This window comes from Paraburkholderia sp. BCC1876, assembly GCF_902833695.1.
In the GTDB taxonomy this organism is placed as follows: domain Bacteria; phylum Pseudomonadota; class Gammaproteobacteria; order Burkholderiales; family Burkholderiaceae; genus Paraburkholderia.
On record NZ_CADFGI010000001.1, the window covers coordinates 683534 to 703128 of the forward strand.

Consider the following 19595-nt stretch of genomic DNA (forward strand, 5'->3'; position numbering starts at 1 on the left):
ATATGACACGCGTGGTCATGACCGGTGGGGACTGTTCGAATGCTGGCGTCATTCACCCTGTGCCGCTGCCCCGCCTGTGCATGCGCAACCGGCATGATGAGCGTGGTCGGCGCGACTGTCGTCCCATGCCGAGCCGAGAATGATCTGGCAGAAGTTCAGCCGCTTGTACGACGGATCGCGAAGCTCCAGCACGTCGGCCTTGACGTTGCCGAAAGTCGTCTCGGGCTTCTTGATCGTCCCTTGCGCGAACGCGTCGATAATGCCGTTCTTGAAGGTCTTTTCGCGCGGGTGGGCGGCCACCACCTGGTTGCGCTGATCGTCGCTGAACTCGTGGTAGGTCAGACCCAGCACGTCCATCTCGACCCCGGCGGTCACGAGCGCGACCACCGGCTTCATGTGTTCGGGAACGCCCGGCGTCGTATGCAGCGCGATCGAAGCCCACACCTGCTCGATGTCGTACTCGTTCATGCGGTACTGCGTCATGAAATCGCGCGCGGCATTCGCGCCGTCCACTTCGAAGCGATAGCTCTCGCTGCTATAGGCCGGCATCAGGCCCATGTCGTGGAACATCGCACCGAGGTACAGCAGTTCCGGGTCGTACTTCAGGCCTTTGCGGTTGCCGCTCAGCGCGCCGAACAGGAAGACGCGGCGCGAATGGTTGTACAGGAGATCGGTTTCGGTATCGCGAACCAGTTCGGTCGCGGCGCGTGCAATGGCGCTGTCGGGTATTTCGATGCCTGCGATGATGGTGTTAGTCATGTCGGTTCCTTCGCTGATGGGTGGAGGGAGGACACGCACGCCCTCCCGATGTCCGCCTGGTGCGGTGGTTTTGCGTCCAGGCCTCGCGGTGAAACCAGTATTGGCTAACGGCCGCCGGCGGGCAACGAAGATGGGCCGCTGAAGTCTGCCAACGTTGCCGTGTAAGCTGCCATTGGGCTTTGGCACGGCGAGTTGCCAGGCGGAACACCTCGCCTGGCTGGCAGACTTCGGCGGCTATGACGCATCGACTAGACTCGACTTGACCCGACTCGCTTCCCGCTCAGAACGGCTTGGTCGGCAGATACTTGCCGTCGAGCGTGATCACCGCACGCGAACCGCCCTCCGGATCGTCGACCTTCTGGATATCGAGCTTGAAATTGATCGCACTGATAATGCCGTCGCCAAACTTCTCGTGCACGAGCGCCTTGAGCGTCGAACCGTAGACCTGCACCATTTCATAGAACCGGTAGATCGTCGGATCGGTCGGCACGCCGCCCGGAATACTGCCGCGTACCGGCACGGTCTGTAACAGGCGCACGGCGTCTTCATCGAGATCGAGCTTGGCGGCGACGACCCTCGCCGCGTCCGCGGGCAGTGGATGCTGGCCGAGCAGCGCGGCCGTGACGAAGGCGAGACTTAAACCGGTCCCTTCATTGATCTCTTCAAACGTCAGGTTCTTGCGAATCTTCGCTTCGATGACGACATCGGTCAGGTTCTGGCGGGAGCTTGGGTTGACTTGCGATTGGATCATGATGGTTCCTTCGGTTGAAAACACAGGATTCACGCAGCCAGGGAGAGCCGCGCAGGCGTGGCACAGCCATCAGGATACGCGGCGAGCGAAACGAAGCGGTTTGTCGTGCCCCGCCCGGTTCCGGGCGTTGATCGCAATCCCGTACCAAATGGCACAAGACCGTGCAATCTTCGGCCGGGTCTGGTTCCGTATGCTCTCTGTGCAGCGACCCACTATCGCTGGCATACCAGAACGGGGCCGGGCACGACCGTTGTTCATACCGTACACGCGGCATCAGCGTGGTCACCGGGCCTCCAGATCGCTGCTCTCTCTCAACGTTGGAGAAATCGTATGGCCAATTACAAAACCACCACTCTCGTCGTCGGTGCGTTCGCCGCCGCTCTCGCCGCCTTGACGGCCACCTCCGCCAGCGCACAGGAATTCACCGCGGCGCAGAAGAAGATTCAGGCCGAGCATACGGCGCTCGTGAAGTCGGGCAAGGTCGAGCCCTGCTTCGGCACCGCAATGAAGGGGCAAAACGACTGCTACGCAGGGGCGGGCACCACCTGCGCCGGCACCAGCACGACGGACTATCAGGGCAACGCATTCAAGCTGGTGCCCAAAGGAACCTGCACCGGCATCTCCACACCGAGCGGCCCCGGCAGCCTGTCGCCGAAGGCCTAACATCGATCGGCGGCCGGGCTTCGTCGAGCCCGGCCTCGCAGTGCTCACCGCAACAATGGTTCGCCATGTCAGAGTCATTCCCGCACGACGCCCGACAGAGCCTGCCTCAACGCGCCGGGGTTGGGCTTAAGGCGCAGCACTACCACACGATCCTCGAATCGCGGCCGGACATCGGCTTTTTCGAGGTTCATGCGGAAAACTATATGGGCGCCGGTGGTCCGCCACACCGCTTTCTGTCCGCCATACGCGAGCGCTACCCGCTATCGATTCATGGCGTCGGTCTGTCGATCGGCGCGGACCGGCCGCTCGACCGGGATCATCTCCTGCGGCTCAAATCGCTCATGGCCCGCTATACGCCAGGCCTGTTTTCCGAACACCTGGCCTGGTCCAGCCACGACTGCGGCTTTCTCAACGACCTGCTGCCGGTTCCCTACACCGCCCAGAGCCTCGCGCGCGTAGCGGACCACATCGACCAGGTGCAGGAGGTGCTCGGCCGGCCGATGCTGCTGGAAAACCCGTCGACGTACCTCGCTTTCGAGGAAAGCACGTATTCGGAGACCGACTTCATTGCCGCCGTCGCACAGCGCACCGGCTGCGGTCTTCTGCTCGACATCAACAACGTGTACGTCGCGTCGATCAACCAGCAGTGGGACCCGTTGGCCTATATCGACAACTATCCGCTCGCGGCCGTGCAACAGATTCATCTGGCCGGTCACACGCGCGAGGCAGACGAAAAGAACCGTCCGCTGCTGATCGATACACACGATCGTCGCATTGCGGACATCGTGTGGGAACTCTTCGCACGGGCGATCCGCCGGACCGGTCCCCTTCCCACCTTGATCGAATGGGACGCGAACTTACCCGACTGGCCGACGCTCAAGGCGGAAGCCGAGCGCGCCGACAGCGTCGTTCAGACCGTCATGCTACCGGTCGGTATCGACCACGTAAGCAGCCGGCCGCCATTCATCGCCACGCGTCACCCACACACAGAGGTGCAGACAACATGATCAAGCGACAAGTCCTGGTGTATTACGCGTGGAGCCGGCCAGGCGAGAACGGCGCGCCGCTCCATGTAATCGACGACCGGTTTCCGGCGCTCTTCGAAAGTCGCAGGATGGGTTTCCCGCGATTCCATGAATTCTCCGACCCGCGCGTGTTCGATCAGAGCATCACCGGCTTCCTCGACCACATCATGAAGCGCAACTTCACCGCCTTTGTCGAACTGGCGGCGGCGTTGACGGGCCAGAGCGTGATGGAGATCGAGCGCGTCGCGGACGACGGCACCCTCACGCCGCTCGACGCGCATCTTCTGAACGGCGTCGACACGCTGATCGTCATCAGTTTCGACTCGCTGCGCACCGCTCAAACGGCGGGCAGCGATGAGATCGACGCGCTGCGCGCCTTCCTCGGACAAGCCGACCATCTCGCCTTCATCTGCCCGCACCACGATATCGGCGATGTGACGGGGCTGCCGGAAAACGAGTTACTGGATCGTCAGATCGCCGAATTTCATCATCACGGCGACACGACGATTCCACCGCGGCAACGGTTCGGCGGCTTCGCGCGCTCGTTGCTTGCGGCCCTTGGCGTACCGGTGGAAAACCGCTTCGGACTCAGGCCGTTGGCTGAAGCGGATGGAACGCCAACGCCAATCGAAGCGGATACGGCACTCGATCGATTGGGCCTGCTTCAACGAGTTGGCACGTTCAATCTGCACGCGCATTTACCGCAGCTCGAACGACTCGGCGAGGCCGTCGAAAAACTCGATGTACTGGTTCGTCAGCGAATCGATCTCCACGCGCCGCCGCATCCGTTCACCGCTAACCGCTCGACCTTCGATGCCCTCCTGCAGTCTCGACCGGATACGTTCGCCGGCAGCCTGCTCGTTAGCGATACGACGCTCTGGAGTTCAACGGCTGGCGGTGTCGACAGTCTTCGCGAGTTGTGGACGAATGTCGTTCAACGCCCGCTACGAACCTGAGCGCGTAATGGCACACCAAAACTTGTTCCAGGCATCCGCTGAAGCGTCGAGCGGCAGAGCCGACGTCCGCGCGGGTCTGCTGCCCGATTGCTTATGCGACCGGCAGAGGCACTTCGCTGCGGCGCTACTGGATTCGGGTAGCCCCGTTCCTCCCGGCCTGGTCGGCCCCGATCGCGAACCCAGCGAAAAGCGCTTTAACGTCTATCGGAACAACGTCGTGGTTGGCCTCGTCGAGACGTTACGGGCGGCTTATCCTGCCGTGTGCCGCCTTGTCGGCGACGACTTCTTCGCGGCGATGGCGCGCGTCTACGTCGCACTCGAGCCGCCGAGGTCGCCCATCATGCTCAACTATGGCGAAACGTTCGCGGCGTTCATCGAACGATTCGAGCCGGCGAATAGCGTGCCGTATCTGGCCGACGTCGCCCGACTCGAACGGGCGTGGGTCGAGGCATATCACGCCGCGGAGGCGCTGCCGATCGACCCCGCGCGACTCGCCACGATCGACTCGCAAAGCCTGCCTCAGGTCGTCTTTGCGCTGCATCCTTCGTTACGCGTCGTACGGTCGTCGTTTCCCGCCGTGCGGATATGGCAGATGAACATCGACGGCGGTGAGCCCACCGCTATCGACCTATCCAGCGGCAGCGAAAATGCCCTCGTCGTACGCCCGCTTGCCGAAGTGGAGGTTCGCCAGGTGCCGGCAAGCGCAGCGACTTTTATCCAGAGCGTTGCGGCGCACGCGTCGGTCGCCGAAGCGACGACCCTCGCTTTCGACGAAGACGCCAATTTCGATCTGGCCGGCACCCTTCGAGACCTGTTCGCGATCAACGCGATCGTCGGATGGCGTCTTCAGGAAGCCGCCGAATTCAGCCCCACCGAGAGGGTCGCATGAATCAGATTAGCGCACGGACCAAGGGCCGCTTCGAACTGCTGATTTGCACGGCGTTGGAGCACATTCAGGCGCTCGGCTGCATGCTTGCACCGCCCATGCTGCGAATCGCCCTCGCGCTACCGTTCTTTCGATCCGGTCTGACGCGATGGGACGGCCTGCTGTCCATTTCGCCTGCCACGCTTTACCTGTTCGAGAATCAATTCAAGGTTCACGTGTTCGGCGGCGCTTATGGTTTCCCGGCACCCGACACGGTCGCGCTTCTGGTGGCCGTGGCGGAAATAACCTTCCCTATTCTGCTGGTGCTCGGATTCGCGACCCGGTTCGCGGCCTTGGCGTTATTGGTCATGACCGGCGTGATCCAATTGGTCTTCCCCGATGGCTGGGCGAATTTCCATCTCTATTGGGCGGCGCTCGCCGTGGCGATCATGGCGCTCGGTGCGGGACCTGTGTCGCTGGATCGTCTGATAAGCCGCTGGTTCTATTCACGCGATAGCTGACGATCGCATCAATGCCATTGCGCCGGTCAATCCGCACGACTCGCGTTTAGATTCTTTCCAGAGAGAAACAATGGACCACCCCGAGACCGCCGATGCGTGGAAGTACTCTCTCGACTTGCTCATGCGGATGCAGTTGCCGAAACCGCGCTGCGATTCCCGTTCCGTTTCCGGCGCGGACGCGCACGGTTGTGGCAAGCGCACCGATGTTGCCACCCGTGGCAAGCGACGCGCTCGCGTGCTCCGCGAGCGGGCTGTCCATCTGCACATCGTGGAGAAATATTCGAGTTCGGCGATCGCGGTCTGCTGGCGCGACGCGACTTCCGGGTGTTATGGCGAGCAATTGTGGAAAGCCGTCACGGCGCGGGCCGGGGCGACTTGCGCGTTAAGCGGTTTGCGGATTCGTCGCGGCGACGCAGTTTTTCGGCCTTGGGCCCGTGGCTATAAGCCGATCAATGGCGACTCGATGATCCTCGCATCGGCAGTCGAGCAAACCGCTCAGGAGGCGTGCGATTTACTCGCGCAGTAAGCAGGGTTCGACGTTATTCGCGCGCGCCTTTCATCGCACGCCGCCTGCCGTTTTCCCGCGCGAACGCAGCCGGCGTGCAGCCCACGTGACGGTGAAAACGCCGGGTAAAGTGGCTCTGATCCGCAAAGCCCGTCATGAGTGCGATTTCCGAAAGCGGAATGGCGGTTTCCAGAATGAGCGATTGCGCGCGACGAATCCGGCATTGTTCGACAAAGCCGATCGCCGTCATTCCCGTGCTCTGCTTGAACAGGCGCGTAAAGTGGAAACGGCTTACGTTCACTATGCCGGCAAGTTCAATGAGCCCGATCGGTCGATCGAGATTCTCTTCCACATACGCGGTGATCCGCGCCACTTCGACCCGGCTCAACGCCGGCAAAACCTGCGGTACAACGGCTTCAAAGACGTTGTAACTACGAAGCAGGTGGGCCGCGAGCGCAAACGACATCTGATCGACAATGAGCGTCTGCGCGGGATGCGCCTTCCGGTCCAGTTCGCCGATCAGCACCTGCGCGATGTGTTCGATGATGGGATCTTTCGTCTCGAACACATTCCGAATCTCGATCTGCGACGTGCTACGGCGGCCAATCTGCTCGGCGGCCGACTCGATCAGCGCGGTCGGAATACGCAATCTTGCCGTTGCGGAGGCACTCCCCTCCCACAACGAGTCGTATCCGGCCGGCATGAGCATTGAAACGCCTGCCGTAACCAGACTTTCGTGGACGGTCCCGTCGCGGCCCTGCACGAGGCGCGCGCTGCCGGTCGGGCAATAGCAGATCAGATGATGATCGAGCGCGGGATAGCGCTCGGATACGTCGGGGAGCGGAGCGTACATGTCGACCGTGACGCCTGGCCACTCCCGCTCGCGCGTGGTCGCCGTGGGACGATGCGACAAGACATGCACGATCTCGTCGATGGTGACAGGTTTATCCGCGGTTTGAGAAATCGTTGACATGTCACAGTGCCGGATCTGCTTGCTTCGAGCCGAAATGCTAACACGACAATAGTCCCGCTCGGGACGCCGTGAATCACTTTGGAAAACGAAAAATCAGCACACGATCCAGCGTTCCATCATGAACGCCGCGATGGTGTTCTTCAGGCATCAAGTATCAACCAAACTGAGCACGAGTGTTCAATTCAACGCTCGCGCGTTCTGCTACGCTGAAGTCACCTTTCTATGTCGCGACCCATTTCGACTGGCCGCGAGGGCGACCGCCCAATCCCGTTCTTTCCTCCCCGTTCGTGTGAGCTCAGGGCGCTAGCTTGATGAAACATTACGATGTCATCGTCATTGGGTGCGGCGCGGGCGGTTACAACACCGCGATTCGCGCGGCCCAGCTCGGCCTCTCTGTCGCCTGTGTCGAACGAGCGTCGAATGTCGGCGGAGCGGGCATGCGCAGCGGCTGCATTCCGTCGCGATTGCTGCTTCATACTTCCGAAATCTACGAGCTGGCCAGCAAGAATGCCGCGCTGGGCATCGACTGCGCGCCCACGCTCAATCTCGCGCAAATGATGGCGTATAAAGCCGCCACCGTTGAGAAGATGTCGAACGGCGTTCACAAACTGCTGCACAAGCACGGCGTCACGCTCATCTATGGTCACGCGCTGCTTGCCGCCGCCGGACAGGTGGTCGTCAGAAAAGCGGGCGGCGTGCAGCAATCCTTGCGCGGAACCGCCGTTGTGATCGCCACGGGTTCGGAACCCATCCCGCTCCCCTTTGCCCCTTTCGATCACACGCGGATTCTCGATTCGGCCGATGCGCTGTCACTCGATCGGGTACCGCGACATCTGGCGATCATCGGCGCGGGTGCAATAGGCGTGGAACTCGGTTCGATCTGGCGCCGCCTCGGCGCGCGCGTCACGCTGATCGAGCGTCGCGATCGTCTCTGCCATTGGCTCGATCGCGACGTGACCGCCACGCTGGAACGCTCGCTGCGGCGACAAGGTATGGCGATCCGCTTGTCGAGCGACGTGATCGATATCGACAAGCGCACGGACAGTGTTTCCATTCGACTGCGCACGGCGGAATCGGGCGAGATCACCACGCTCGACGCCGATATCGCGCTCGTCGCGATCGGCCGCCGACCGTCGACGGCCGGCCTTAATCTTGCGAGCGTGGGCATGCCCTCCGCGCAGGAAGACGTATTGGCTCAGCAAGGTCTGCTGACCCAGGCTGCGGGAATCTGGGTAGTCGGCGACGCCGCCGCCGGCGCGATGCTCATGTCCAAAGCCGAAGAAGAAGCGATAGCGTGCGCTGAGCGGATTGCCGGTCTGCCCGGCTTCGTCAATTACGCGGCGATCCCCTACGCGCTTTACACGCGCCCCGAGGTCGCGATGATCGGCAAAACCGAGGACGAGCTTCGCGGAAGCGGTGTGGCATATCGCGTCGGTTACTGCCCGATCGCCGGCAACGCGCGTGCCGCAATCGGCGGCACCACCGACGGGTTTGTGAAACTGCTGGTCGACGCGCAGACGAACCTGATTGCGGGCGCTCATCTGGTTGGCCCTGGCGCGGCCGATCTGGTTTCGCAGGTGGCCGTCGCCATGGAAGCCTCAATGCTGTGCGAGGATTTTGCGCGTATCTGTCATCCCCATCCCGTCTGGTCCGAGGCACTGCGTCAGGCAGCCATGGCCGCGGGCGGATGGATGATGCACGCGTAACGCGTAGCGCACGGCATCATGGCGTCATGCATGCCACTACACGCCCAACCTCAGCTTCGCGAGCCGCGGCCGCTAAACCGCGACTCCTGCAGATCGACTTCCCGCACCAGATCTCGCACCAGTTCGTCCGTCAGCTTGCCCGACTGGGCGACGCGATAAAGTTCGTCCCGTTCAGCGCCGAGCGCCAGCAGACGCAGCCGGCGTTCGATCTCATCGATCTGCAAGCCGCGCCTCGCGTCCAGTCCGCTATCGCCGCGCAATGCGATCTGCTCGCGATAGTGTGCGATAAGCCGCGCGCCGGCCTGCGAAAAAAGGTCGGCGTCTTCGCTTGCCTGGCGCGTCTCATGAAGCGCGCGCTCAACAGCAACGATTGCTGCCTGAGCCGCAGCGCCGCGAGCGTCGTCCTCCTGCCGCCGCGCCAAGGTGCCGGGCGGCACCTTGATACCGCCCAGCACATAGGGCAAGCCGACGTTCGCAGCAATCAGGGTAACGATGATCACGCCGGCGGCAAGCAGAATGGCGAGGTCTCTTGCCGGGAACGGCGAACCGTTTTCAACGAGCAACGGTAGCGTCATCACGCCGGAGAGCGAAACCGCGCCACGTACGCCCGCTAACGACGTCGCCGTAATCAGGCGCCAGCCGGACGTGTTGATCGTCTGATTGCCCGGGCCAGTGCGAAACACAATCACGCGCAAGGCAGCCCAGGTCCACAAGAACCGTATGAGAAGTAACGCGCAACTGATTGCGGCGACATAGATCAGCAGCCAGATTTCCTGCTGCCTTCCGGTTTGGCCGATAACTTGCCCACCCCGATCGATCACGCTGAAAAGCTGCTGCCCGAGAAGCACGAAGATCACGCCATTGCCGGCGAATTGAAGCGCATCCCAAACCGCCGCACGGCGAATGCGTGTACTGGCCAACGCCTTTCCCGCCAGCTCCTCGTAACTCATCACGATGCCCGCCGTCACGGCCGCCAGGATACCCGATGCGGCGAGCCGGTCGGCCACGACATACGCGCCGAACGGCAACAGCAAACTGATCAGAATCTGCGTGCCGGTTTCCTCGCCGAACAATCGCGCGGTCCAGTCCTTCGCCGCATTCGCCAGCAGCGTGACCGCCGCGCCTGCCGCCACGCCGCCCGCCACCAGCCACAGGAAGGTGCCGCTCGCTTCGGCGACCGAGAACGAGCCCGTTACCGCGGCGGCAATCGCAAAACGCAGGCAGACGAGGCCCGACGCGTCGTTCAGTAGCGCTTCGCCTGCGAGAACATTCATCAAGCGCTGCGGGATCGGTACACGTTCCGCAATGGCCGACACGGCAACCGCGTCGGTCGGAGAAAGCGTCGCCGCCAACGCAAAGGCCACCGGCAACGGCATGAGCGGAATCAGCCAATGAATGAAGAACCCCGCGCCCAGGACCGTGAACAGAACCAGCCCGAGAGCGAATGCACCGATCGTCCACTTGTCGCGGAACAGGCCTTCTTTCGAAATGCGCCAGCCGTCGAGAAACAGCAAGGGCGACACGAACAACAGCAGGAAAACGTCGGGTGCGAGCGAAACCCGGAACCGGAAGATCTGCGCCATCAGCGCGCCGATGGCGATCTGCACGATGGCAAGCGGGAGCGGAATCCGCGCGGCACGTTTGACGATACTGCTCGCAATGACACACGCGAGCAATACGAGAGTGAGGGTGATCGTTTCCAAGTTCAGCCCGCGGGCTTGCACGCCGGTCAGGAAAGAAGGAATCCAGATAATAGGCTATAAAAAACGGTCTGAACGACTCGATTCGATTCGTTCCCGCTAAAGAGCACCGATCAACAATTTCGAGCAAGAAGGTGCAATCCTCCGCGCGCTCGCGCAAGTATCGTCGCCTCGTGATGTCGTGTCCCGGACAACGCAACTTTCCGAATGCTCCCCGCCTGAACCATGTGGAGAGCCTTCATTGACGTTACTCGTCTTTGGCCTCGTCATCGTCTTTGTCGTCGTGGTGAGGTCGCTGTGGATCATGGCCAACCTCAATCACATGACGATGCCCCTGTCGCCGATCATGAAGATGCAACCCTGACCCGCGCGCGGTCGATCCAACCCTGCCACCGAGAGGCCCATGATGCGCGTTGCCCTGTTTGTGCCTTGCTATGTCGATGCCTTCGAGCCGGAGGTCGGCATCGCCACACTGAACCTGTTACGCCGGTTCGGCATCGATCCGCACTATCCGTTCGACCAGACCTGCTGCGGCCAGCCGATGGTCAATTCAGGCTGCCACGCCGAAGCGAAAGCGACCGAGGAACTGTTCGTGCGCAACTTCGCCGGCTTCGACGCGGTCGTCGTGCCGTCGGGAAGTTGTACGCACCAGATACGCTGTCACATGACCGCGGTCGAGCAGACCGACGAGGTCCGCCATCTACGCGAACGGACCTATGACCTCGTCGAGTTTCTGCACGACGTGCTGGAGGTCGACGGCTTTCCGTGGGCCGAATTTCCGCACAAGGTCAGCTATCACAACAACTGCAACGCGCTGCGCGGTCTCTCCCACGGCAGTATGTCGGAGCGGCGCGAAACGCCCCACTCCAAGCCGCTGGACCTGCTGCGCATGGTGAAGGGACTGGAACTGGTCGAGAAGGCGCGCCCGGACGAATGCTGCGGTTTTGGCGGCACCTTCAGCGTATTCGAACCGGCAGTCTCCGTGAAAATGGGCCAGGACAAAGTCCGCGACCATGCCGCGGCCGGTGCGGACTATGTCGTCTCCGCGGACAGTTCGTGCATGCTGCACCAGAAAGGTTGCGCCAAACACCTCGGCCTGCCGCTCAGGTTTCGCCATATCGCGCAGGTGCTGAACGGAGATCCGACATGAGCGCTCAGGAAAAATCCCGTCACGCGCAAGACGGTTTGCCGGCGCTGCTTCACGACGAACTGCACAGCGACAACGATCATGGCGCCAAGAGCATGGCCGGCGACCGGCTGAGTCATGCGGAAGCCACCTCGCGCCCACTCCAGCCGCCGCCGCACGAGCCCCAGCCACGCGGCGCGGTGCTGCATCGCCGCCAGCCGGTCGATCACAACGAAGCGGCGCAGCGTTTCATCGACGCCCCACGCCATGAAAAGATGCACGACGAGCGCCTGTGGGATCTGCGCCAGAAACGCGACCGGCAAATGCATGCCATGCCCGAATGGGAGGCGCTGCGCGAACTCGCTTCGTCGATCAAACAGCACACGCTGGCTCATCTCGGCGACCATCTCGAACGGTTCGAAGCGCAGGCCCAGGCCAACGGCATCCACGTTCACTGGGCGCGCGACGGCGCCGAGCATAACCGCATCGTCCACGGCATCCTGGCCGATCATCGCGTGAAGCGGCTGATCAAGTCGAAGTCGATGCTTACGGAGGAAACCGGCCTGCGCCACTACATGGCGGGCGTGGGCATCGAGGTCGTGGAGACCGATCTCGGCGAGCGCATCCAGCAACTCGACGACGAGCTGCCCAGCCACATTGTCGTGCCCGCCGTACACAAGCTGCGCGCCGACGTGGCGGAGGTGTTCGCGAGGACGCTCGGCACCGATCCGGCCAACGACGACGTGCACTATCTGGCCGAGCAGCAGCGCGAAAAGACCCGCCCGCTGATTCTCGACGCCGAGGCCGGCATGACCGGCGCCAACTTCGCGGTGGCGGAAACCGGCAGCTTCGTGGTCTGCACCAACGAGGGCAATGCCGACCTTTCCGCGAATGTGCCGCCGCTGCATATCGCTTCGATCGGCATCGAGAAGCTGATCCCGCGCGTCGCCGATCTGGGCGTGTTCATTCGCCTGTTGTCGCGTTCCGCGCTGGGCTCGCCGATCACGCAATACACGTCGCACTTTCGCGGGCCGCGCGACGGCGGCGAAATGCATATCGTGCTGGTCGATAACGGCCGCTCGGCGCGGCTCGGCGAGCCCGAATTCTGGCAGAGCCTGAAGTGCATCCGCTGCGGCGCGTGCATGAACACCTGCCCGGTTTACCGGCGCTCGGGCGGACTCTCGTATGGCGCGACCTACTCAGGACCGATCGGGCTCATTCTCGATCCGACATTCGACCGGCGCCGCTATTCCACGCTGCCGTTCGCCTCGACGCTCAATGGTTCGTGCAGCAATGTCTGCCCGGTGAAGATCAACATTCACGAACAGATCTTCGCGTGGCGCAAGGTGCTGGCGGAGAGTCATGACATCGGCGTGGGCAAGCAGGCATTGATGAAGGCGGCGGGGACGGTCCTTGCCCATCCGAAACTCTATCGCGCGGCCATCGCGGTCGCCGACAGCGCGTTGAAGGTGCTGCCGGACTTCGCGATCGCGAATCCGCTCAACAGTTGGGCCGCGTCGGGGCGCAGCATGCCCGAACCGCCGAAAGAGACTTTCCATCAATGGTACGAGCGAACCCAGGGCGGACGGGAGGACGAACAATGAGCGCACGCGACACCATCCTCGCCACGGTGCGAGCCAACCAGCCGCAGGGCGACTACGCGCTGCCCGACCTGCCGATCTTTCCGTTCGACGACGGCGGCGCACGAAGCACGCTCTTCATCAACAATCTCGAAGCCATGGGCGGAAATGGTTTCGCGGGCGGTGGTATCGCCGACCTTCTGCGGGAGCGGTTTCCCGCCGCGAAAGTCATCGCCTCTGCGGTTCCCGACTACGCCGGGAATCGCGATCCCGGATCGATTGCGGACCCGCGCGAGCTGGCCGATGTCGACGTGGCAATCGTGCGGGCACGATTCGGCGTGGCGGAGACGGGCTCTGTCCTGCTAACCGACGACGCGCTGATATCGAACGCGGTGGCCTATCTCGCGCAGCATCTGATCGTGCTGCTCGCGCCGAACGACATTCTGCCGACGCTTCAGGAAGCCTATCGCCGGGCGGAATTTCACCAGCATCGTTATGCGAGTTTCCACACCGGTCCGTCTGCTACAGCGGATATCGAAGGCGTGCTCATTCACGGCGCGCAGGGCGTCCGCTCGTTGACGGTGATACTGCAGTCAACGCGGTGAATCGACGCGCGTCAGCGATTCCCGCGAACGGTTATGGCTCGCGCTTGCCGATGGACTGCGCCGAGCGCAGCCCCGAGCGTCGTCGTCCCTGCTCGCGCGCAAACACCGCGGGCGTGCAGCCGACATGCCGATGAAATCGCCGCGTGAAATGACTCTGATCGACAAAGCCCACCGTCAACGCGATCTCCGCGAGCGGCCGGTCGGTGTCGGTAATCAGCGATTGCGCCCGGCGAATCCGACACTGCTCGACGAAGCTGATCGCCGTGCTGCCGGTGCTGCGTTTGAACAGCCGGCTGAAATGGAATCGGCTCATATTCACGACCGAGGCCAGATCTTCGAGGCTGATCGTGCGATCGAGATTGTCTTCGATGAATTCCGTGAGGCGCGCGATTTCGAGCTTGCAGAGCGAGCGCTCCGGCGAGACCTCCACCCGTTCGAATGCGTTATAGCCGCGCAGCATATGGGCGGCCAGCGCGGTGGATAGCGCGTCGACGATCAACACCTGAACGGGATGCGCCGGCCGGTCCATTTCCACGAGCAGCGTCTGCGCGAGGCGCTCGATCACGGGATCGCGCACCTGAAACACATTGCGGATTTCCACCTGGCCCGGCCGCTGACCCACCTGCTCCGCCGCCGAGTCGACCAGCGAGGTCGGCACGCGTAGCCGCGCGGACAATCCCGAATCGCCTTCCCACGCCGACTCGTAGCCGGCGGGCATGATATAGGACGTGCCGGCCGTAATGACGCTTGCATGAACGACGCCGGCGCGGCTCTGAACCAGTTTCGCGCTGCCCGACGGGCAATAGCAGATCAGATGATGATCGAGGCCCGCGTGGCGCTCGGCGCAACCGAAGTACGGACGGTGAAGGTCGGCCGTCACGCCACTCCAGCCGCGCTCGCGGGTGGTGGCAATCGGCCGCTGGGGGCGCGCGCTCAGGATCTCGTCGATGGAGATCAATTTCGGATGGGCCAGCGCAGGCAGCCGGTTCTGAGCCACGGTGTTATCCACGAGCAAGGCTCCGTTGACGCCGATAGCCGGACGCCGAAGGTGGTGCATGGCAGGTCGACTGAGCGACCCGGGAGGGCTGTCGCGCCGCTGCGGTGCGTGATGCGAAGCTGGCGGCCATGTGCGCCTCCCTTACGTGTCATGCCTGCAGGGCGAACGCCCGTATCCTGCGGCGATCCTGACGTTTTATTGTGTCACAAGTTTCAACAGCGCAGAGAGCATACGGAAGCGGAGCCCGCGGAAGATTGCATGGTCTTGTGCCATTTGGTATCGGATTGCGATCGACGCGCAGCCATGGCACGCGAGCTCGTCTAAATACGCGGTGGGAGCGCTGCGGCAAAGAATTCCGTCGCGCGGCGCACGCGTGCCGGTATGAAGCGGCGTTTCGGCCACACGAGGCTGACGTCTCTGACGTCGCTGATGAAGTCGTCGAGAATCGTGATCACGTCCGGATGCCGCAGTTCATCGGCGAGCGAGAGCTTCGCGAACAGACCGATTCCCACCCCGGCCAGCACACCCGCGCGGATCGTTTCGACACTGTTCGACGACAGATTGCCGCGCACGGACACACTGAAGCGACCTTCCGGTCCGACAAACGGCCAATTCGCCGATTCCAGTAAACCGCCGTACAGCAAGCAATTGTGATCGACGAGTTCGGCGGGCGTTTGGGGGACGCCGTGCTGCTCGAAGTAATGGCGCGAACCGACGCAAACGAGCGGCGTGCAAGCCACACGTTTGACGACCGCATCGGGATCGTCGACCGGACCCACGCGGATCGCCAGATCGATTCGATCGTCCACCATGTCCCGCACGAAGTCCGAAAGAATCAGATCGACCTGAAGGCCGGGATTGAGCGACAACAGCTCGGGGATGAGCGGCAGAACGTGAAGACGGCCGAACGTCGAGGCCACCGCGATCCTGATCGGACCCGAGACCTCCAGCGTGCTGCTGGTCAGTTCGCCGTCGGCTTCATCCATCTCGTCGACCAGCGGTTTCGTACGGTCGTAGTAGCGCTGCCCCTGATCGGTCAGCGTCACGCTGCGCGTGCTTCGGTTGAAGAGCCTCACGCCGAGGCGTTTCTCCAGCGCGCCGATGGCCTTGCTGGTCGCGGACTGGGATTCGCCGGTTCTGCGTGCCGCGGCGGAAAAACCGCCCGCTTCGACAACGGCGATGAAGGCATTCAATTCCTGAAACCGGTCCATCGTGGCCTGCTCCTCGATTAATTCTCTCGAAGAATAAACCTTATGAACCATCCGCTGATTATCAATGCGGGGACCCGCCACTACGATGGTCTCAACATTCACGAACACACAGAAGGTGTCTCATGTCCTCTCTTCTCCAAGACAAGATCGCCGTGATTAGCGGCGGCACGACCGGTATCGGTCTGGCGATTGCGCAACGCTTCGTCGCCGAAGGTGCTCATGTGGTGATCTTCGGCCGCCGGCAAGCGCAGCTCGACGAGGCCGTCGAACGGATCGGCCGCAACGTCACCGCGATTCAGGCCGACGCCACGAAGCTCGACGATCTCGACCGGGTCGTGGCGGCAGTCAAGCGCGAACGCGGTGTCGTCGATATCGTCGTGTCGAATGCGGCGCTGGTGGAGCAGGCTTCGATCGATACGCTCACGCCCGAGCATTTCGACCGGACCTTCAATCTCAATGCGCGCAGCCCCGTGTTTCTGGTGCAGAAGTTATTGCCGCTCATGACGCGTGGCGGATCGATCGTGCTGGTGTCGTCGGCGATGCACGTTATGGGTATTCCGGGTCATACGACCTACGCGGCGACGAAAGCGGCGTTGCGGTCCTATGCGCGCACATGGGCAGCGGAATTCAAGGATCGCGGCATTCGCGTGAACACGCTGAGTCCTGGCGTGACCGACACGCCGATGCTCGACTCGCAAGGCACCTCGCCGGAAGACCGGGAAGCGTTGGTGAAGATGTACCTGAGCATGATCCCGATCGGACGACTCGCGCAGCCCGAGGAGATGGCTAACGCGGCGGTTTTTCTCGCGTCCGAGCAGAGTTCCTATATGACCGGCGCGGATCTGATGAACGACGGTGGCGTCGGGCAGGTTTGAAAGAACCGACAACTTATTCATGGAGAGATCAATGAGCTACGCAATCATCGGACTTGGCAAGATCGGTACGGCCATCGCTCACACATTCGCCCATCAGGGAATCGAAGTCATCGTGGCCGGCCGGCGGCCGGTGGACACGCTCGCGGCGCAGATCGGGCCGTCGCTCGTGCCCAGGCATATTGAGGACGCGGTCAAGGCCGATGTCGTCATCCTGGCGGTGCCTTTCGCCGCTCATCGGGACATCGGGCGGATGGCAGACCACTGGCAAGGGAAGATCGTGATCGACGCCACCAACGCATTCGGCGTGCCGCCGGAAGAGCTGGACGGGTTGCCCTCTACTGCCGCTGTGGCGAAAGCGTTTCCGGGGGCGAAGGTGGTGAAGGCCTTCAACCACGTGGCGGCCGCGACGCTGGCGCAAGGGCCGACAACACCCGCAGGCGGCCGGCAAGTCGTGTTTGTTTCCAGCGACGACGACGCGGCCAGCGCATCGGTGGCGGCGCTCGCCGAGCGGCTTGGCTTCGCGCCGATCGAACTGGGGAAAATCGGCGAGGGTGGGCTGCTTGTTCAGGCGCGAGGCCGCACGTGGGGGCGGCTTATTTTTCAGGATCTGGTTAAGTTTGATTGATGATCAGGCGTTCGGATAAATCGCGAATTCGGTAGCGACACGTCTGATAACGATGCTCATTTTCAACCCGATCGATTGAGCATCAGGAAAATTCTCGACTGAATCGCAGACAACGGCCTGGGCTGGCATGCGGGCCGCATTAACTTCTTTGTCTGACCGTCAATCGCGGCGATTTTCGCTATTTGTCAGTTAAACTCGCCGCTCTTTGCCTTTGCACTGAGAGCTTTATGGCCGTTGTCTGAGGTGATTTTGGAAAAGCATTTGAACAGAATATGAATGCGCTGGGTTTGCCGGCTCCATCGAGTCTGTTCGGGACCATTCAGGCCGCGACATCGAATGTCGCCACGATGTTAGCCGCGCTGAAAACGCCAGGACCTGGCGCGACGATCGCCGAACTCATTGGCGCGACGACCGCACTTGAGTTGCTGTCCGTAGTCGGCGCGCTATCGGCGTCGTTTTATGCGGGCGCATGCATCGGTTCGTTGATCGTCGCCTCCAATACCGCCATGAAATGCACAAGCCGAGCTACTGTCGCTTCAACGCTCCAGACGTGGGTAGGTCGAAATAGGCGGGTTATCCCGCACTCCATACTCGTATTTATTCAACGTCATCCCGAAGTGCTGATTGATACGCCGTCGCGGCGCAACTACGCATTTCTGGCATCGCACCAGCGGGTAACGGCATGAAGTTTATCTACGATAAAGCAGCGCTTCTGCTAGCGGCCCTCGCCTGCGCCGGCGCTGCGTGGGGGCTCATTCACTACTCGGGCCAGTGGTTCTACCTGCTGCTGTTCGTTCTGGCCTTTGCCGGGTTGTTCGCCGACAACCAGCGCTTGCGGGCACGTTTGAGAGACCTGGGCGAAGATCCAGCCCGCAAACCCCGCCGCGACTAGATCGAAGAGGCTTCGGCGCGCACAAATAGCCGACCGGATTTTTCCGACCAGATCCAACTTGCGTCGGTCGCCTCCAATTCACCCCGAATGCCGGTTCCCCCACATACCTCCGCCTTACGATTTGTCATCCTGACACTTCGGGCGTGTGTGGGGAGGTCGCCATGTCGGTCTATGTCGATGAAGGGTTTCGGCCCTGTGTCACGGAATGCGCGACGGTCGCGTTCCGGGTCTGCTGCGATGATCGCGTGCAGATCTTCGAAGTCAGTGCAGAAGCGCTGATCACCTTCTGCGGCGCGGCCAGCAAGCGCAAGCAGGACCTGCTGATCGCGTTCGAAGACGCGCAGCAGGAAATCCTGTCCGTCGCCGCACACAAATGGACGTTCAGACCGACCGAGGCGGTGCGGCTCGGCCTAGACGAATTCCGAATGGTCAGACATTAGGTGTGCCAGAATCGCGCTCATGACCTGGATCGCCGCCCTGCCGATGTATAACGTCACGCCCGCTCTCGCCTTCGAATGGCGCGAGTGGCTGGCCGACGTGTTGCTGCGGGTCAAGCCCGCCTGCCGCATCGTCGAACCCGACGAAGAATTGCACGGCTTCTGGCGTCGCCCCAACCTGCTGATCTCGCAGACCTGCGGCTATCCGCTGATGCATGGCTTGCACGAGCAGGTTCAGTTGATCGCCACGCCGCGTTACGACGCGCCGGGTTGCGAAGGCGCGGACTATTCGAGCGTGCTGGTGACTCGCTTCGACGCGCCGTTCGACACGCTGGCCGCCTGCCGCGGCGCGCGCGCCGCCTACAACCAGGACGACTCGAATAGCGGCATGAACGTGTTTCGCCACGCCGTAGCGCCGCTCGCAGACGGCGGCGCATTTTTCAGCGCCGTGGTGCGGACCGGTTCGCATCTCGGTTCGTTGCGCGCGGTTGCGGAAAATCGCGCGGACGTCGCCGCGATCGACTGCGTGACGTTCGCGTTTATCGCCGATGAAATGCCGGAACTCGCGCGGCAAGTGCGCCGGATCGGCGTGACGGCGCCGTCGCCGGGACTACCGTTGATCGCGTCGAACACGGTGCCGTCGCAGACTATCGAAGCACTGCGCGACGCGCTGAACGACACGCTGCTCAATCAGCCCGAACGCGTAAAACGCCTGCGTTTGCAGGGCTTTTCCACACTGACGTTCGCCGACTACGCACGCATCGAACAACTCGAAGACGAAGCGCGCGCCGCCGGTTATCCGCGCCTCGCCTGAGCATTACCT

23 protein-coding genes are annotated in these 19595 nt (G+C 62.3%); 17 read left to right on the plus strand and 6 right to left on the minus strand.

Features of this window, described 5'->3' with window-relative positions; all coding sequences use genetic code 11:
• Nucleotides 1-48: 48 nt before the first annotated feature.
• A complete protein-coding gene (locus HWY05_RS02875; protein ID WP_035558128.1) occupies nucleotides 49-759 on the minus strand; it encodes an HD domain-containing protein in 711 nt (236 codons plus the stop codon).
• Nucleotides 760-1039: 280 nt separating this feature from the next.
• Nucleotides 1040-1510: a cyanase gene (gene cynS / locus HWY05_RS02880; RefSeq protein WP_035558130.1), complete on the minus strand. Its 471-nt coding sequence runs from the start codon at nucleotides 1508-1510 to the stop codon at nucleotides 1040-1042.
• 330 nt (nucleotides 1511-1840) lie between these two features.
• Between cynS and HWY05_RS02885 the strand changes: the two genes are divergently transcribed.
• The 6 genes from HWY05_RS02885 to HWY05_RS02910 all read left to right on the plus strand — a co-directional run bounded on the left by HWY05_RS02885 (nucleotide 1841) and on the right by HWY05_RS02910 (nucleotide 6066).
• The gene (locus HWY05_RS02885) at nucleotides 1841-2173 is read left to right on the plus strand and encodes a DUF2282 domain-containing protein (protein ID WP_035558133.1); all 333 of its coding nucleotides are present in this window, start codon (nucleotides 1841-1843) and stop codon (nucleotides 2171-2173) included.
• A gap of 65 nt (nucleotides 2174-2238) precedes the next feature.
• Complete coding sequence (locus HWY05_RS02890) at nucleotides 2239-3180, plus strand: DUF692 domain-containing protein (protein ID WP_176057330.1); 942 nt, start codon at nucleotides 2239-2241, stop codon at nucleotides 3178-3180.
• A complete protein-coding gene (locus HWY05_RS02895) occupies nucleotides 3177-4154 on the plus strand; it encodes a hypothetical protein (RefSeq protein ID WP_176057331.1) in 978 nt (325 codons plus the stop codon). The genes HWY05_RS02890 and HWY05_RS02895 overlap by 4 nt, the downstream gene beginning before the upstream one ends.
• Nucleotides 4155-4161: 7 nt before the next feature.
• Complete coding sequence (locus tag HWY05_RS02900) at nucleotides 4162-5043, plus strand: DNA-binding domain-containing protein (protein ID WP_176057332.1); 882 nt, start codon at nucleotides 4162-4164, stop codon at nucleotides 5041-5043.
• Between the two features lie 80 nt (nucleotides 5044-5123).
• The gene (locus HWY05_RS02905; RefSeq protein WP_244146470.1) at nucleotides 5124-5540 is read left to right on the plus strand and encodes a DoxX family protein; all 417 of its coding nucleotides are present in this window, start codon (nucleotides 5124-5126) and stop codon (nucleotides 5538-5540) included.
• 70 nt (nucleotides 5541-5610) lie between these two features.
• On the plus strand, nucleotides 5611-6066 hold the full coding sequence (locus tag HWY05_RS02910) for a DUF3331 domain-containing protein (RefSeq protein WP_244146471.1): 456 nt from the start codon (nucleotides 5611-5613) through the stop codon (nucleotides 6064-6066).
• A gap of 13 nt (nucleotides 6067-6079) precedes the next feature.
• On the opposite strand, the gene HWY05_RS02915 is transcribed toward HWY05_RS02910, so the two are convergent.
• The gene (locus HWY05_RS02915) at nucleotides 6080-7018 is read right to left on the minus strand and encodes an AraC family transcriptional regulator (protein ID WP_035558140.1); all 939 of its coding nucleotides are present in this window, start codon (nucleotides 7016-7018) and stop codon (nucleotides 6080-6082) included.
• 311 nt (nucleotides 7019-7329) lie between these two features.
• Here HWY05_RS02915 and lpdA point away from each other — a divergent pair, with 311 nt between their 5' ends.
• Nucleotides 7330-8724, plus strand: a complete 1395-nt coding sequence (gene lpdA / locus HWY05_RS02920; protein WP_176057334.1) for a dihydrolipoyl dehydrogenase — start codon at nucleotides 7330-7332, stop codon at nucleotides 8722-8724.
• Between the two features lie 50 nt (nucleotides 8725-8774).
• Here lpdA and HWY05_RS02925 read toward each other — a convergent pair whose 3' ends face one another.
• Entirely contained in the window at nucleotides 8775-10427 is a 1653-nt protein-coding gene (locus HWY05_RS02925; protein WP_035563472.1) for a Na+/H+ antiporter, read from the minus strand.
• 238 nt (nucleotides 10428-10665) lie between these two features.
• Here HWY05_RS02925 and HWY05_RS38600 point away from each other — a divergent pair, with 238 nt between their 5' ends.
• The 4 genes from HWY05_RS38600 to HWY05_RS02940 are packed head-to-tail and all read left to right on the plus strand — an operon-like array spanning nucleotide 10666 to nucleotide 13735.
• Complete coding sequence (locus HWY05_RS38600) at nucleotides 10666-10788, plus strand: hypothetical protein (protein ID WP_279614068.1); 123 nt, start codon at nucleotides 10666-10668, stop codon at nucleotides 10786-10788.
• Nucleotides 10789-10830: 42 nt separating this feature from the next.
• The gene (locus HWY05_RS02930; RefSeq protein WP_035563476.1) at nucleotides 10831-11574 is read left to right on the plus strand and encodes a (Fe-S)-binding protein; all 744 of its coding nucleotides are present in this window, start codon (nucleotides 10831-10833) and stop codon (nucleotides 11572-11574) included.
• On the plus strand, nucleotides 11571-13154 hold the full coding sequence (locus HWY05_RS02935) for a lactate utilization protein B (protein WP_176057335.1): 1584 nt from the start codon (nucleotides 11571-11573) through the stop codon (nucleotides 13152-13154). Before HWY05_RS02930 ends, HWY05_RS02935 begins: the two co-directional genes overlap by 4 nt.
• Nucleotides 13151-13735: an LUD domain-containing protein gene (locus HWY05_RS02940; RefSeq protein WP_176057336.1), complete on the plus strand. Its 585-nt coding sequence runs from the start codon at nucleotides 13151-13153 to the stop codon at nucleotides 13733-13735. The genes HWY05_RS02935 and HWY05_RS02940 overlap by 4 nt, the downstream gene beginning before the upstream one ends.
• 31 nt (nucleotides 13736-13766) lie before the next feature.
• Here HWY05_RS02940 and HWY05_RS02945 read toward each other — a convergent pair whose 3' ends face one another.
• Both HWY05_RS02945 and HWY05_RS02950 read right to left on the minus strand, forming a co-directional pair.
• Nucleotides 13767-14744 (minus strand): AraC family transcriptional regulator, encoded by a 978-nt coding sequence (locus tag HWY05_RS02945; RefSeq protein ID WP_244146472.1) that lies wholly within the window; start codon nucleotides 14742-14744, stop codon nucleotides 13767-13769.
• Nucleotides 14745-15052: 308 nt separating this feature from the next.
• A complete protein-coding gene (locus tag HWY05_RS02950; protein WP_035558154.1) occupies nucleotides 15053-15943 on the minus strand; it encodes a LysR family transcriptional regulator in 891 nt (296 codons plus the stop codon).
• 122 nt (nucleotides 15944-16065) lie between these two features.
• Between HWY05_RS02950 and HWY05_RS02955 the strand changes: the two genes are divergently transcribed.
• From HWY05_RS02955 to HWY05_RS02980, 6 genes are all read left to right on the plus strand, one after another.
• On the plus strand, nucleotides 16066-16818 hold the full coding sequence (locus HWY05_RS02955; RefSeq protein WP_035558156.1) for an SDR family oxidoreductase: 753 nt from the start codon (nucleotides 16066-16068) through the stop codon (nucleotides 16816-16818).
• Between the two features lie 31 nt (nucleotides 16819-16849).
• Nucleotides 16850-17443 (plus strand): NAD(P)-binding domain-containing protein, encoded by a 594-nt coding sequence (locus tag HWY05_RS02960; protein WP_176057338.1) that lies wholly within the window; start codon nucleotides 16850-16852, stop codon nucleotides 17441-17443.
• A 272-nt stretch (nucleotides 17444-17715) separates the two neighbouring features.
• Nucleotides 17716-18129 (plus strand): hypothetical protein, encoded by a 414-nt coding sequence (locus HWY05_RS02965; protein WP_176057339.1) that lies wholly within the window; start codon nucleotides 17716-17718, stop codon nucleotides 18127-18129.
• Complete coding sequence (locus HWY05_RS02970; protein ID WP_176057340.1) at nucleotides 18126-18335, plus strand: hypothetical protein; 210 nt, start codon at nucleotides 18126-18128, stop codon at nucleotides 18333-18335. Before HWY05_RS02965 ends, HWY05_RS02970 begins: the two co-directional genes overlap by 4 nt.
• Before the next feature lie 161 nt (nucleotides 18336-18496).
• Complete coding sequence (locus HWY05_RS02975) at nucleotides 18497-18775, plus strand: DUF1488 family protein (RefSeq protein WP_035558165.1); 279 nt, start codon at nucleotides 18497-18499, stop codon at nucleotides 18773-18775.
• A gap of 19 nt (nucleotides 18776-18794) precedes the next feature.
• Nucleotides 18795-19586 (plus strand): PhnD/SsuA/transferrin family substrate-binding protein, encoded by a 792-nt coding sequence (locus HWY05_RS02980; RefSeq protein ID WP_176057341.1) that lies wholly within the window; start codon nucleotides 18795-18797, stop codon nucleotides 19584-19586.
• Nucleotides 19587-19595 lie beyond the last annotated feature (9 nt).